The organism is Acetatifactor muris (assembly GCF_024623325.1).
GTDB classification, from domain to species: domain Bacteria; phylum Bacillota; class Clostridia; order Lachnospirales; family Lachnospiraceae; genus Acetatifactor; species Acetatifactor muris.
Genome location: NZ_JANJZD010000001.1, coordinates 321,112 through 333,976, shown reverse-complemented (window position 1 = coordinate 333,976; position 12,865 = coordinate 321,112). Strand labels below are relative to the sequence as shown.

13 protein-coding genes and 1 tRNA gene are annotated in these 12,865 nt (G+C 45.1%); 7 read left to right on the top strand and 7 right to left on the bottom strand.

Going from position 1 to position 12,865, the window contains the following annotated elements; genetic code table 11:
• Positions 1-68 precede the first annotated feature (68 nt).
• Together NSB25_RS01575 and NSB25_RS01570 are read right to left on the bottom strand one after the other, a co-directional pair.
• Positions 69-2,702 (bottom strand): hybrid sensor histidine kinase/response regulator, encoded by a 2,634-nt coding sequence (locus NSB25_RS01575; RefSeq protein ID WP_242982477.1) that lies wholly within the window; start codon positions 2,700-2,702, stop codon positions 69-71.
• 146 nt (positions 2,703-2,848) lie between these two features.
• Positions 2,849-3,628, bottom strand: coding sequence for an AraC family transcriptional regulator (locus NSB25_RS01570; RefSeq protein ID WP_103240495.1), 780 nt, complete (start codon positions 3,626-3,628; stop codon positions 2,849-2,851).
• A 188-nt stretch (positions 3,629-3,816) separates the two neighbouring features.
• Between NSB25_RS01570 and melA the strand changes: the two genes are divergently transcribed.
• Both melA and NSB25_RS01560 read left to right on the top strand, forming a co-directional pair.
• Complete coding sequence (gene melA / locus NSB25_RS01565; RefSeq protein WP_103240494.1) at positions 3,817-5,136, top strand: alpha-glucosidase/alpha-galactosidase; 1,320 nt, start codon at positions 3,817-3,819, stop codon at positions 5,134-5,136.
• A gap of 149 nt (positions 5,137-5,285) precedes the next feature.
• A tRNA-Leu gene (locus NSB25_RS01560) sits at positions 5,286-5,369 on the top strand.
• Positions 5,370-5,710: 341 nt separating this feature from the next.
• Here NSB25_RS01560 and NSB25_RS01555 read toward each other — a convergent pair.
• The 4 genes from NSB25_RS01555 to NSB25_RS01540 form a co-directional block, all read right to left on the bottom strand.
• Complete coding sequence (locus tag NSB25_RS01555) at positions 5,711-6,043, bottom strand: type II toxin-antitoxin system RelE/ParE family toxin (protein ID WP_103240493.1); 333 nt, start codon at positions 6,041-6,043, stop codon at positions 5,711-5,713.
• Positions 6,030-6,203 carry a hypothetical protein gene (locus NSB25_RS01550; RefSeq protein ID WP_172455155.1) on the bottom strand — a complete coding sequence of 58 codons (174 nt, stop codon included), beginning with the start codon at positions 6,201-6,203 and terminating at the stop codon, positions 6,030-6,032. The genes NSB25_RS01555 and NSB25_RS01550 overlap by 14 nt, the downstream gene beginning before the upstream one ends.
• 289 nt (positions 6,204-6,492) lie before the next feature.
• Complete coding sequence (locus tag NSB25_RS01545; RefSeq protein WP_257479213.1) at positions 6,493-6,618, bottom strand: hypothetical protein; 126 nt, start codon at positions 6,616-6,618, stop codon at positions 6,493-6,495.
• Complete coding sequence (locus NSB25_RS01540) at positions 6,615-6,971, bottom strand: VOC family protein (RefSeq protein ID WP_103240492.1); 357 nt, start codon at positions 6,969-6,971, stop codon at positions 6,615-6,617. Before NSB25_RS01540 ends, NSB25_RS01545 begins: the two co-directional genes overlap by 4 nt.
• 509 nt (positions 6,972-7,480) lie before the next feature.
• Here NSB25_RS01540 and NSB25_RS01535 point away from each other — a divergent pair.
• From NSB25_RS01535 to NSB25_RS01515, 5 genes are all read left to right on the top strand, one after another.
• Positions 7,481-7,867, top strand: coding sequence for a VOC family protein (locus NSB25_RS01535; protein ID WP_103240491.1), 387 nt, complete (start codon positions 7,481-7,483; stop codon positions 7,865-7,867).
• 30 nt (positions 7,868-7,897) lie between these two features.
• Positions 7,898-8,581: an HAD family hydrolase gene (locus NSB25_RS01530; RefSeq protein WP_172455154.1), complete on the top strand. Its 684-nt coding sequence runs from the start codon at positions 7,898-7,900 to the stop codon at positions 8,579-8,581.
• Positions 8,582-8,743: 162 nt separating this feature from the next.
• A complete protein-coding gene (locus NSB25_RS01525; RefSeq protein WP_103240489.1) occupies positions 8,744-9,538 on the top strand; it encodes a MerR family transcriptional regulator in 795 nt (264 codons plus the stop codon).
• 149 nt (positions 9,539-9,687) lie between these two features.
• Entirely contained in the window at positions 9,688-10,503 is an 816-nt protein-coding gene (locus tag NSB25_RS01520) for an ABC transporter ATP-binding protein (RefSeq protein WP_103240488.1), read from the top strand.
• Positions 10,500-11,216: an ABC transporter permease gene (locus NSB25_RS01515; RefSeq protein WP_103240487.1), complete on the top strand. Its 717-nt coding sequence runs from the start codon at positions 10,500-10,502 to the stop codon at positions 11,214-11,216. The genes NSB25_RS01520 and NSB25_RS01515 overlap by 4 nt, the downstream gene beginning before the upstream one ends.
• A gap of 6 nt (positions 11,217-11,222) precedes the next feature.
• On the opposite strand, the gene ptsP is transcribed toward NSB25_RS01515, so the two are convergent.
• Positions 11,223-12,842, bottom strand: coding sequence for a phosphoenolpyruvate--protein phosphotransferase (gene ptsP / locus NSB25_RS01510; protein ID WP_103240486.1), 1,620 nt, complete (start codon positions 12,840-12,842; stop codon positions 11,223-11,225).
• Positions 12,843-12,865: the final 23 nt, after the last annotated feature.

Here is a 12,865-nt window from a genome sequence, read left to right as displayed (position 1 = left end):
GTCAGCGAAAAATGCAAGAGGATATTGCAAAAAAATTTAAAAAATGTCAAAGCATGCCTTCCGGATTCTCATCCAAATATAAATTTTTCCAGCTGCCTGCATACTTCCTTTACATCAATGGGCTTCGCCACATGGGCATTCATACCGGAATCCAGACATTTCTTCACATCCTCCGAAAAGGCGTCCGCCGTCATGGCGATAATGGGAAGATTACTGTCTTCCCTCTCCAGAGCCCGGATGGCTCTGGTGGCCTCATAACCGTTCATCACCGGCATTCTCACATCCATCAGAACTGCCTCATAATAATACAGAGGAGATTCCCGGAATTTGTCCAGACAAATCTGTCCGTTTTCCGCCCAGTCCAGCTCCAGTCCGACGGCTGAGAGAAGCTCATTGGCAATCTCCCAGTTAATATCATTGTCCTCTGCCAGCAGAATCCGTTTTCCGCCCAGCTTCACGCCTTCCATTCTGCCGGAAGCGGCATTGAGTTCGCCGAGATCCTGCGCAACATAAGGCTGCAGACCATAATACAGGGTGGACTTAAAAAGCGGCTTCCCGATAAATCCCGTCACGCCTGCCGCCCTGGCTTCATCCTCGATATCGCTCCAGTCATAGGCAGATATCAGCAGAATCGGTATATCATCTCCGTACAGCCTCCGGATCTCTCTGGCAGCCGTAATGCCATCCATCCCCGGCAGCTTCCAGTCTAACATAATCACACGATAATCGTCATGATTCCGGTGCTTCTCGTCTACCTTTCTGATTGCCTCTTCCGCATTCAGACACCAGTCCGGTATCACCCCGATGGCTTTCAGAGCGGCCACCGCACTTGCGCACAGCTGCTCGTCGTCATCCACCACCAGCATATTCCAGTTGGGCAGAACCATGTCTGCTTCCTGTACCCTGGCTTTCAGCAGATCCAAAATCACATGAAATTCACTGCCCCTGCCCAGTTCACTCTCCACTTCAATGGAGCCGTCCATGGCATCCACAATATACTTTGTGATGGCCATTCCCAGCCCCGTGCCTTCCGTCTTCTGAACCCGCGCGGTATCTTCTCTGCTGAAAGAATCAAATATTTTCGTCATGTATTCCTTTGACATTCCGATACCTGTGTCCTTGACATACAGATGCGTACGGATATAATCCTCTCCCCGGGGAGACTCCTCTTCAAACAGAGACACATTGATAGCCCCTTCTTCCGGCGTAAACTTTACCGCATTCCCCAGCAGGTTAATCATGACCTGATTCAGCCGGACATTGTCACAGCATACATTTTCCACTGAAATATCATGTATAAAGATATTAAAATGCTGACGTTTCGCCTTTACCTGCGGCTGCACAATATTCACAATATTGTCCATCACTTCGCGCAGGGAAACCTGATCAATATTCAGTGTCATCTTGCCGCTCTCAATTTTGGACATGTCCAGAACATCATTAATCAATCCCAGTAAATGTTTACTGGAAAGCGCAATCTTCTTCAGGCAGTTCTGCACCTGCTCCATATTATTCATATTGGCAATGGCAATGGTGGTCATACCCACAATGGCATTCATGGGTGTGCGAATGTCATGGCTCATATTGGAAAGGAACTCGCTTTTCGCCCTGTTGGCATGCTCGGCCTCTCCCTGGGCTTTTTCTGCCACACGCCGGGCTTCCTCTGCCGCTCTCCGCTCCTGATTCGCGGTCTCGCTGGCTTCTTTCAGCTCCTGCATCTGCGCTTTGGCCATTTTAAAGCTCTGTCCGAATATCAACAGCAATGCCACCACCATAATGCCGCACGCAATATAAACCATATGCGTCCAGTCGCGCCCCATATCCGTAATTACCGCATCCAGATAATCAAAAGGCAGCCTGGTGACCAGATACCATTCGCTGTAAGGAAGCCTGATGCAATACAGATGATACTTTGAATAAGGCCCCCTCAATACAACCGAATAATTCTCCCCGGCCTCTATTGCCGTCTTCATCTCCTGTATATGATACTCCGCGGTTTCTATGTTCTGCTCTCCGAATGTCTCATACATCCTGTCATAAAAAATCTGAGTCGCAAAGCTTCCTCCCCGGAGAACATAGCTTCCGTCGTTGCGGATAACATAAGAATCCACCAGTGTGTCCTTCTCGTCCAGGAAAAGACTTTCGCTCATATACTCCGTGGAAAACCCGCCCACCAGCGAAATGCTTTCACTCCCGTCTTCCATGGGCACAGAATAAGGAATCCCCATGAGAACAACGCCGTTTCCTGCCGTGTCCCTTGCCACGGCAATTTTCTCCTGGCCTTTTTTCAGACTGTTCAGAAAAGGCTGCGGATCCAGTACCTCTACCTTCTCGCCATAAATCATTTCAAATTCACCGTCCCCGGAATAAAACGCCAGATATGTAAATCCTCTGGCCTGCGCACTGTATTCCAGAGTGTCCAGAAATGCCTCCCTGTCATCGTCTTTTGGCATTATTGTATCTGCTATTGCATTTATCTGGGAAAGTCTCAGGCTGATGACCGTTTCATAATGCAGAACGATCTGCTCGTTCATACTGTTCATATACATCCTGCCGACTTCCTCGATGGTCTTCGTACTTCTTTTATTCATATATGCAGACAATAATGTAAATAATCCAATGATAAGAATACAGACGCCGGCCAGACTGATTACTAAAAAACGAATTGATTTATCTGCCTTTTGCTTTTTTTCATTCTCCAAGTTCCTCCTGATGTCCAGACCAATCCAAAAACCTAATTGCATTATAACAGCCTTTTCCCGAAACGGCAAGCCACTCTTTTGTCTCGTTCAACGTACCCCCTCAGTCCTCATGAAACGGCTGCCATACAGCATCATTCACAAGTTCATCATCCCCTGCTCCGCCTGTACATCTGCTGATAATTCCTGGGAGAAAGTCCAAAATGCTTTTTAAATATTTTTGAAAAATGATAGATATCCGGATAGCCCACGGACAGTCCGGCTGTAGCAGGTGACTCACCATAGACCGTGAGCAGTTCCGCCGCACGCTCCAGCCGCAGATTAATCAGATATTTCTGCGGTGACACCCCCATCTGTCTGCTGAAAAGCTCTGAAAAATAGCTGCGGTTCAGTCCAAGGCTTTCCGCAATCTGCCGTACTGTGATGTCATTGATATATTCCGCATTCATATAGCTGAGCGCCTTCTCCACATAGTCTGCGGAAGTTCCCCCTTCCTCCAGCAGAATGCTGAACAGCTCCCAGATTTTGGCGCAGAGAAACGCGCTTCTGCCATTCTCCAGCTTTCCGCATCGGAGCATGTCCTCAAAGAGGCTTCCCGCTTCCGGGCAATGTATAATCGCGTTCTTCAGCGGCGGCGGAACATCTTCCTCTGTGGTAAAACCTATCCATATATATCTCCAGGGATTTTTCACATCCGCCTCATAGTAGGTCTCCTCATAAGGAGGTATCACAAAAATATCTCCCGGCTTTACTGCCCGGCTGACCCCATCCCGCACAAATGTGCCAAATCCATACACCACATAGTGCAGCAGCCAGTGGGTGCGCACACTGGGTCCGAAAAAGTGACCCGGGTTACAGCTCTCACTGCCGAACTGAACCGGGTTATATCCCTTATAGTGCTGATCTATCACAATCTCCATCCTGATCATACTGTGTTCTCTCCCGCAACAGCTTTCCGTTCATCCGGCTTTTAAGTCCGGCCTTTCCTTTCTGACATAATAACAAATTCTCATAACAAAAATCAATTCTTTTTTACATTCTTTCTGCTACAATCATTATATGTAATGTTTCCATTCCTTACATAAGTCAAAAACAACAGGACGACAAGGAGGTTTATATGAAAATCACATTTATGGGCGCCGGCAGTACGGTTTTCGCCCGCAATGTCATCGGAGACTGTATGTGTTCGGACGCGCTGAAGGACAGTACCTTTGCTCTGTACGATATCAACGGAGAACGCCTCAAAGAAAGTCAGACCATTCTGGAGGCCATGCGCAAAACCAAAGGCGGACACGGAAAAATCGAATGCTATCTGGGTGTGGAGCAGCGCAGAGAAGCGCTCCGGGGCGCCTCTTTCGTCGTCAACGCCATCCAGGTAGGGCTCTATGACCCCTGCACAATCACAGACTTTGAGATTCCCAAAAAATTCGGTCTCAGACAGACTATCGGCGACACCCTCGGTATCGGCGGCATCATGCGGGCACTCCGCACCATTCCCGTAATGGAAGAATTTGCCCGGGATATGGCTGACGTCTGCCCTGATGCGCTCTTTCTGAACTACACGAATCCCATGGCCATGCTCACCGGATACATGCTGCGTTACACCCCTGTCAAAACCGTAGGGCTCTGCCACAGCGTACAGGTCTGTTCCGAGGGCCTGCTGAAAGAACTGGACATGGCAGATAAGCTGGAAGGCCGCCGGGAACTCATTGCCGGAATCAATCATATGGCCTGGCTCCTGGAGCTCAAAGACAGGGACAATAATGACCTGTATCCGGAAATCAAAAAACGTGCTGCCGCCAAAATGGCTGACCCGGACTTCAAAGATAAAGTCCGTCTCGACTACATTAATCATTTCGGCTATTATTGTACGGAATCCAGCGAGCACAACGCAGAATACAATACCTTCTATATTAAAAGCAAGTATCCGGAACTGATTGAACGTTACAATATTCCTCTGGACGAATATCCCCGCCGCTGTGTCGACCAGATTGAATCCTGGAAAAAGGAATACGCCGGGCTTCTGGAAAATGGAGTCAAAGACCATGAACGCTCCAGAGAATACGCTTCTCATATCATGGAGTCCATCGTTACCGGCACCCCTTACCAGATCGGCGGAAATGTCCTGAACACCGATCACCTGATCTCCAACCTGCCGGAAGAAGCCTGTGTGGAAGTTCCCTGTCTGGTCAATGGTCACGGAGTCCATCCCTGCCATGTAGGTCCTCTGCCCGTGCAGTGTGCCGCCATGAACATGACCAATATCAATGTGCAGCTGCTGACCATCGAGGCGGCTCATACACATAAGCTTGAACACATTTATCAGGCGGCCATGCTGGATCCGCATACTGCAGGCGAGCTGGACATTGACAGCATCCGGAAAATGGTAGACGAGCTGATTGCCGCACACGGCGATTACCTCCCCAGGTATCACTGATACCGTTCAGAGACCTGTCATAATGAGGAAAGGGACTGTCGCATTGAATTCTGTGCGGCAGCCCTTCCTCTCATAAATAAGTCAATTATTTTTCTGTTGACATGGGAAACAGAAAGTGCTATTATATTTTTTGCAGTGAGCAACTGTAAGCGGAAGTGTCGGAACTGGCAGACGAGCAAGACTAAGGATCTTGTGGCAGCAATGCCGTGTGGGTTCAAGTCCCATCTTCCGCATCCAACCTTGGTAAATTCAGAGTTTACCAAGGTTTTTTCTTTCTAAAAATTTCTATTTGTTCCTTTTTTACTCGCAAGACCGATTTACAGTTTTCTGGACGTTTGACGAGCAAAGATAAGGAGCATTTCCATGAAAAAATTATCCCTTAAAAACTCAGACAACTTAACCGTGGATGAAGCGTTTGCGGACTTCAAAGGAAGTTGCCGGATTAAAAATCTGTCTTAATTCTGCATTTCATTTTAAATTCGGGAAATCGTCCGCACCGAATGGTGGGCGGTGTGAATTTTAAACCTTTAAAGTTTTAAAATATGCCATTCAGAAAATCTATTATCTTACCGTTTTAGTATGTATAATCACGTTGCCTTGTAAGAATGCTTTCCCAATCACGTTCCTCTCTCAACACCCTTAAGACATGGATTCCTTTTTCGGATTCTATGATAATGTAAAAAATAATAGACGGCGGAAATGGGTTCTTGTAAATAGAATATCCACGATAACATAGATATGTCTTTCCGAAAATACCGCCTAATATTTCAATTTTATCCAAACGCTCCTTTATCTCTTCCTGAAAGCGGTCAGCCCTCGCTATCCCAAACTGCGCTTCTATATAATCTGCTATTTCGGTTATATCATAAACAGCTTCCCAAGTTACGATAACTTTATACTTCTGCATTTCTCCGCCTGTTCCTTAATTCAGTAATTTTAACAAAAGCTTCTGTTAAAGGCAATTCTCTTCCGGCTTCCACATCGTCAATGCCTCGGTCAAGCATTTTAAGCATTTTTTCGTAATTGATTGTTTCGTTCACTTTTTCATCTTGTAATGCATATGCCATAAACTCACCTGCTTTCTTCTTGCCATTGATACTTCTTAATTTAAGATACCATAGTCCCATCTATGAATCAAGTTTTTTCTCATTTCTATTCTGCCAAAAACAGTATTTTTTATCCATGTGCAAAATTTTAAAAAGTCCTTTACTTTTCTCGCAAGATTAGAGAGTATGTTGATTCGTCATAATGATTTTTCATTCGATATGCAAAATCAAATGCAATGACTCCCAATCCCCAAGAGTGCTCATTTAACAGTTCTTCCCACAGGATAAAAACATTTTCAATGCTTTTATCCTATATTTGACTGAATAATCTGGATGATAATTTTCGCACATCCCCGGTAATATTATGTTTTTCGCAGGGAGTGTTTTCTTCCAGCTCTTTGATTTTTCTAATCGCTTCCTTGACAATTTTATTCATTTGATGCTCCTGTCACAGTTCTTTTGCATAGTTGCCTGTAATCCTTTAATCCTATTGTATTCTGCCTTTAAATCTTCGACTCCTAAGTTAATAAATACCTTACGAGTATTTATACTATTCGCAATTTCGCTTTGGTTATCGTATATCTCCCAATACTCGCCTTTGGTTACTACTTGACCAGGGTTTTCACTGTCATAATAGCCATTCATGAGGCAGAGGTTAAGTCCTTCATTATTAAATTGGGCGAAACGTTTGCCGTTTGTAGCACTTACTTTCATATCAAATACTTTCTCATAAAATGAGACAGATTTATCAAATTCTTTAACAATCAAATAAATTGAACCATATCGCATTGCTGTTCCTCCGTTATTTAAATTTATATTTATTTGTATAAACCGCATCATAAGGTTTTTGATGTCTATCCAAAAGTGCAATAGCAGGCTTTAATGGTTCGTGGTTTTTAAATTGATCATCTCTTATCAGATTCCAACAGAGGCTAAATATCCCTTTGGGATAAATTCAAAGTATAGTATAACATAAACCAGCTGCCCCGTATACAAAAAGGGTAAAGAAATCCATTGCCTAAATCCCAAAAGAATGGTATCAGGTAAATAGTGAAGTGTTATGTGATTTTGTTTCCCTTATTCCTTTTCCACAGGACGTAGTTCAACTTTTATCAAAGTACTTGCAATCTGCACCAGAACTGGTTTAAAATAAGAATCAGCACGGGAAATCCGAGTGGATTTGATTGTGTAGTGTGTCAGCCTTACACAGATAATATATCAGGAAAATATGAAGAGCGAAAGCCCCAAAGGGTTTCATAACCTCATCGGTACTTTTTGCAGAAAGGTGGACTATAATCATGAAAAACTATACACAGGTTTATGTAAAAAACAGTATCGAAGCAGCAGAATTTTATTGTAAAGCTTTTGGTGCTGAAATAACGAGAGAGTTTAAGAATGAAACGGACACGGCTTATGAGCATTGTGAACTGTCTGTAAATGGAGAGGGGTTTTTGGCGTTAGCAGAAGCTTCAAATCCCTGTGATATTGATGTAGTCCACAAGAACAAATGGGAAACTATGACATTTAATGTATTTGAGATGGGTAGTGAAGAATCCGTTTACAATGCATTTTACGTTTTAAGTGACGGCGGGGTAATCCTTGAGCCAATCCATGAACTCCCCTGGAGTAAATGCTGTGCAACCATTATTGATAAATATGGTGTTTGCTGGTGGATTTCAATCTGACAACCTGGAAGTTGATGGGAGGAGATAACAGTGAATAAAGCTGTTTTCTGGGATTTTGACGGAACCCTGGTACATTCTAATGAATCATTTCTGTGTTCGTTAAGTAATTCTTTACTTAAATATAACTATATAGTCGAACGACATGTAATCAGGGATTTTTTAACAAGTGTATGTACATGGAATATGCCTCAAAGAGATTATGCAGATATGATTAGAGAAGATTGGTGGAACGAACTTCTTGATAAAATCACCTTGTTCTGTAATAAATATGGCATTGAAAAAGAAGACAGTGTATTGATATGCAAAGGATTTAAAGAAAATGTCATTCATTATGAGTATAAGCTGTATGATGATGCTGAAAAGGCACTGTCTTCTTGTAAGTTGAAGGGTTATAATAACTACCTTCTTACTAACAATTTTCCAGAAATAGTTCAAGTTGTTGAAAGATATGGATTGGACAAATATTTCTGTGATTACTTTGTTTCAACTAATATAGGCTATGAAAAACCCAGGATTGAAATATTCAATTATGCGCTTAGAGCGGCAAACCATCCAGATGTATGTTATATGGTTGGGGATAATCCGATTGCTGATATTAATGGGGCACAAAAAGCAGGAATAAAAACAATATTGGTTCATAATAAGTCAAACAGTATTTTCTCAGATTTTTGTTGTGAAGAGTTGTTGGATATAACAAAAATTATTTTAGATTAGCAATACAAATTCTTTCGATTAGAACCGATGATCTTTGCATAAGCAAAAATTGCAGAAACCCAAAAGGCGGCAGGGAGAAATCTCTGCCGCAGATTTTTTGAAAAGGGTCTTGTTTATGACGCAGCGTAATGATGTATACTATATTCCAGGAGGCAGGCAATTATGGCAAAACACAGAAGTATCCCGCCCGGGTTTATGACCGTTGGGGAGGCTGCAAAGAAAACAGGCGTTACTGTCCGCACATTGCAATACTATGACAGGGAAGGTTTGTTATCCCCCTCGGCAGAAAGTGAAGGGGGACGCAGGCTTTATACAGATAAAGACCTGGTGATGCTTCATCAGATTATATCTCTGAAATCCTTAGGGTTTTCTCTGGATGATATAAAGCATCGCTTAACATCTTTAGAAACACCCACTGATGTGGCAGCCGCCCTTACCGAACAGGCAGACGGCATACGGGAGAAAATAGAACAGCTGACCGCTTCTTTGACAGCGATTGAACAGTTAAAGGAAGAGGTGTTGCAAATGCAGACAGTTAATTTCAGGAAGTATGCAGATATTATTGTGAATCTGCATATGAAAAACGACTCTTACTATCTCATCAAGCGTTTTGATGACGATACGCTGGATCATATCCGCAATCGGTTCGATAAGGAGAGCGGTTTGGATTTTATGGATAGATTCAACCGTCTGAGTGATAAACTGATAGAACTCCAAAAGGCAGGCGTGTCCCCTGAAAGCGAGGAATGCCAACGAGTCGTAAAAGAGTATTGGGAATTGATTACGGAATTTACTGGCGGTGATATGAGCATGCTTCCGAAATTGATGGAGGTGGGCCATATTGATACCGCTGCAAATGCCTGGGAAGAAAGACAAAAAATGGTAAACGCCTATTTAGAGCCGGCTTTGCAGGTCTACTTTTCAAGACTGGGAGAAAATCCCTTTGCGGCCGGCTAAGGAATGTCGACAGCTCATTTAAAACAGCATCTGCCCCGTCCAGTACCCCAGAGGATTTACGGACGCATTGCTTTCGCGGCCGAAAATTCTCTGCCCACGTCCGGGTTCTGAGCGAGGCAGATGCGGACCTAAAATCAGGAGGTGGAAGGATGAATCGTGCCATACAGGTTCGCCGATTAAAGAAAAGCTATGGCAGCAATATTGTCCTCAATGGACTTGATTTGGAAATTGAAAAGGGAGAAACTTTCGCTCTCCTGGGCGTAAACGGCGCGGGAAAAACCACAGCCCTTGAATGTATGGAAGGCTTGCGAAAATATGACAGCGGCACAATCACGGTAAACGGGAAAATGGGGATTCAGCTGCAGTCATCCTCTTTACCTGCCCATATCAAGCCCATGGAGGCTATCAGATTATTTGCAAAATGGAACAGGACAGAGATTGATGACACTCTGCTTCACGCTCTTGGCATTCAGGAAATCACGAAGAAACAGTACCATCAACTGTCCACAGGCCAAAAAAGGCGATTGCATCTCGCCCTTGCCCTTATCGGTAATCCGGATATTATTTTTCTGGATGAACCCACTGCGGGGCTTGACGTCTCTGGCAGGGTTTCCCTGCACGAACAGATTCGGAAACTCAAGTCACAGGGAAAAACGATCGTTCTGGCAAGTCACGATATGGCAGAAGTGGAAACCCTATGTGACCGCATTGCCATTTTGAATCATGGGAATATTGCCTTCTGCGGCACAGCAACGGAACTGACTGATACAATTGGGGAAAAGTATTTTATCCATATCAAAACGAGGCAGGGAATGCACACTTTTGAGACAGATACGATTGAAGATACTTTGATTTCCCTGCTTCAGGACTTCAGGCAAAAAGAAATTCGTATACTGGATATGAAAGTTGACCGCGGTACACTGGAACAGCATTTTATGGAAATGGCAGGGAGGGAGACGGAATGAACAGTTTTTTATATGGTGTGGCGTTACAGTGGAAACTGGATATACGAAGCAAGTCCCTCTTAGTCACCTGCTATATCGTTCCGCTGATTTTCTTTCTTCTTATGGGCGGTATTTTCACTTCCGTTATGCCCGAAATGGGAAGTACGCTGATACAGTCCATGATTGTAATGAGTGTCTCAATGGGGGCCTTTATCGGATTGCCGCCGTCGTTGATTGAAACTTACGGAAGCGACATCAAAAAGGTTTATAAAGCAAACGGCGTCCCTGTCTGTTCAGGACTTGTTACCATGTTCCTTTCGGCCTTTGTTCATCTGATGATTACCTGTGTCGTGATCATGCTGCTTGCCCCTGTTCTGTTTGAAGCGGCTCTGCCCACACAGCTTCCGCTTTTCTTTCCTGCGCTTGCCATATACATTACCTCGTCGTTAGGCATTGGAAGCGTTTTAGGGCTGACGGTAAAAAATCAGGCGAAACTGACCATGATCGCACAATTGGTGTTCCTGCCCTCCATCATGCTTTCAGGGATTATGTTCCCTGCCGGCCTGCTGCCCGATTTTCTGGAAACCGCAGGGCGTATTTTCCCTGCTTCCCGGGGATACCGGTTGCTGTTGGATCATGGATTCTGCCTTGAAAATCTATGGTATCTCATCGTTGTATTCATTACGGCGGTCATTGTATGCGGAATCGTTTTGAAAAAGCAAAAAGCAAAATAGACTACATTAACTGATTTCCCGGACTGTCTTTCTCACCTTCAGAATCATGGATGGCGCCACAGAAAGCTCGTCCACACCCATGCGCACAAATTCTTCCGTCAGCTCTGTATCTGCTCCCAGTTCGCCGCAGATACCCACCCGAATACCATGTTTATGGGCATTTTCCACCACCATACGAATCATTCTCAGAATCGCTTTGTGATGGGGGTCATAGTAATCCGCCAGCCTTTCATTCTGTCTGTCTATGGCCAGTGTGTACTGGGTCAGGTCATTGGTCCCGATGCTGAAAAAGTCCACCAGCTCCGCCAGCTCATCACTTACCATAACGGCCGCCGGCGTCTCAATCATGATTCCCTGCTCCGGACATTGGCAGGGATACCCCTCCGCCTCCAGTTCCGCCTGTACTTCCTCCGCAATTCTGAGAATCTGACGCACTTCTTCCTCCGATATAATCATGGGATACATCACTGACAGATTCCCGAATACTGACGCGCGGAACAACGCCCGCAGCTGTATCCGGAATATTTCCGGCTGTTTCAGACAGATCCGAACAGCACGGTAGCCCATTGCCGGATTTTCTTCTATTCCAATATTAAAGTAATCTGCCTGTTTATCCCCGCCAATATCCAGCGTGCGGATGATCACCTTTCTGCCTGCCATCCTTTGAACAACCCGCTTATATACCTGAAACTGCTCTTCCTCTGTGGGAAAGTCCCTTCTGCCCAGATACAGAAATTCACTGCGGAAAAGTCCTATGCCTTCCGCATCATTTTCCAGCGCATATGCCACGTCATCCTCACTTCCGATATTCGCATATACATCAATCTTCTTCCCACTTTTCGTTGCCGTTTTCCTGCCTTTCAGGCTTTCCAGCCGCTGAAGCTGTTCCTGCTCCTTTTTCATCCTCTTCTCCGTTTGAAGACGGAAATCCTCATCCGGTTCAAAAGTAACCGTTCCCTCGAACCCGTCCACCACCGCAATCATTCCCGTATGGATTTCCTCCAGATTCACCGGCACCTCCACCAGAGCCGGAATATTCATCATTCTGGCCAGTATGGCAGTATGCGACCCGACCGAACCCTGTATTGTGGCGAAAGCCAGAATTTTACTTCTGTCCAGGGAAACCATTTCCGAGGGACTCAGGTCATCTGCCACGATTACAGAAGGCTCCTCAGGGAAAAAATCTGTCTCTCTGCCGCCGTCCAGCAGGTCGGCCAGGCGTTCGGAAATATCCCTGACATCCGCTGCTCTTGCCCGCATGTATTCATCTTCCATACCTGCGAATAATTCAGCAAAACGCTCCCCTGTTGCAGCCGCTGCTCTTGCCCCGCTCACCTTTTCCATCCGAATGTCATCGTAAATGGCTTCCAGATAGTCCGCATCCTCCAGCATCAGCTCATATGCTTCAAAAATGGCGGCACCTGATTCCCCTGCCTCTTCCAGCGCTCTGTCAGCCAGCGCCTGAAGCTGTACTTTTACCTGCTTTACCGCCGCCCTGACTCTGTCAATTTCAGCCTCCGTATCCGTGATTCTGACACAATGTATCTGTTCCTTCTTCCTGTCCGGCACGAAAATCGGTCCCAGCACAATTCCCCCGGAGACTGCTTTTCCCGAAAGCTGCATCATCTACCGGCACCTCCTTTGCAGAT

Excerpts from the sequence above, each read along its gene's own strand:
- ptsP (WP_103240486.1), bottom strand. The coding sequence starts at position 12,842 with ATGATGCAGCTTTCGGGAAAAGCAGTCTCCGGGGGAATTGTGCTGGGA.
- melA (WP_103240494.1), top strand. The coding sequence starts at position 3,817 with ATGAAAATCACATTTATGGGCGCCGGCAGTACGGTTTTCGCCCGCAAT.
- NSB25_RS01555 (WP_103240493.1), bottom strand. The coding sequence starts at position 6,043 with ATGCAGAAGTATAAAGTTATCGTAACTTGGGAAGCTGTTTATGATATA.
- NSB25_RS01540 (WP_103240492.1), bottom strand. The coding sequence starts at position 6,971 with ATGCGATATGGTTCAATTTATTTGATTGTTAAAGAATTTGATAAATCT.
- NSB25_RS01520 (WP_103240488.1), top strand. The coding sequence starts at position 9,688 with ATGAATCGTGCCATACAGGTTCGCCGATTAAAGAAAAGCTATGGCAGC.
- NSB25_RS01550 (WP_172455155.1), bottom strand. The coding sequence starts at position 6,203 with ATGGCATATGCATTACAAGATGAAAAAGTGAACGAAACAATCAATTAC.
- NSB25_RS01570 (WP_103240495.1), bottom strand. The coding sequence starts at position 3,628 with ATGATCAGGATGGAGATTGTGATAGATCAGCACTATAAGGGATATAAC.
- NSB25_RS01525 (WP_103240489.1), top strand. The coding sequence starts at position 8,744 with ATGGCAAAACACAGAAGTATCCCGCCCGGGTTTATGACCGTTGGGGAG.
- NSB25_RS01545 (WP_257479213.1), bottom strand. The coding sequence starts at position 6,618 with ATGAATAAAATTGTCAAGGAAGCGATTAGAAAAATCAAAGAGCTGGAA.
- NSB25_RS01515 (WP_103240487.1), top strand. The coding sequence starts at position 10,500 with ATGAACAGTTTTTTATATGGTGTGGCGTTACAGTGGAAACTGGATATA.
- NSB25_RS01535 (WP_103240491.1), top strand. The coding sequence starts at position 7,481 with ATGAAAAACTATACACAGGTTTATGTAAAAAACAGTATCGAAGCAGCA.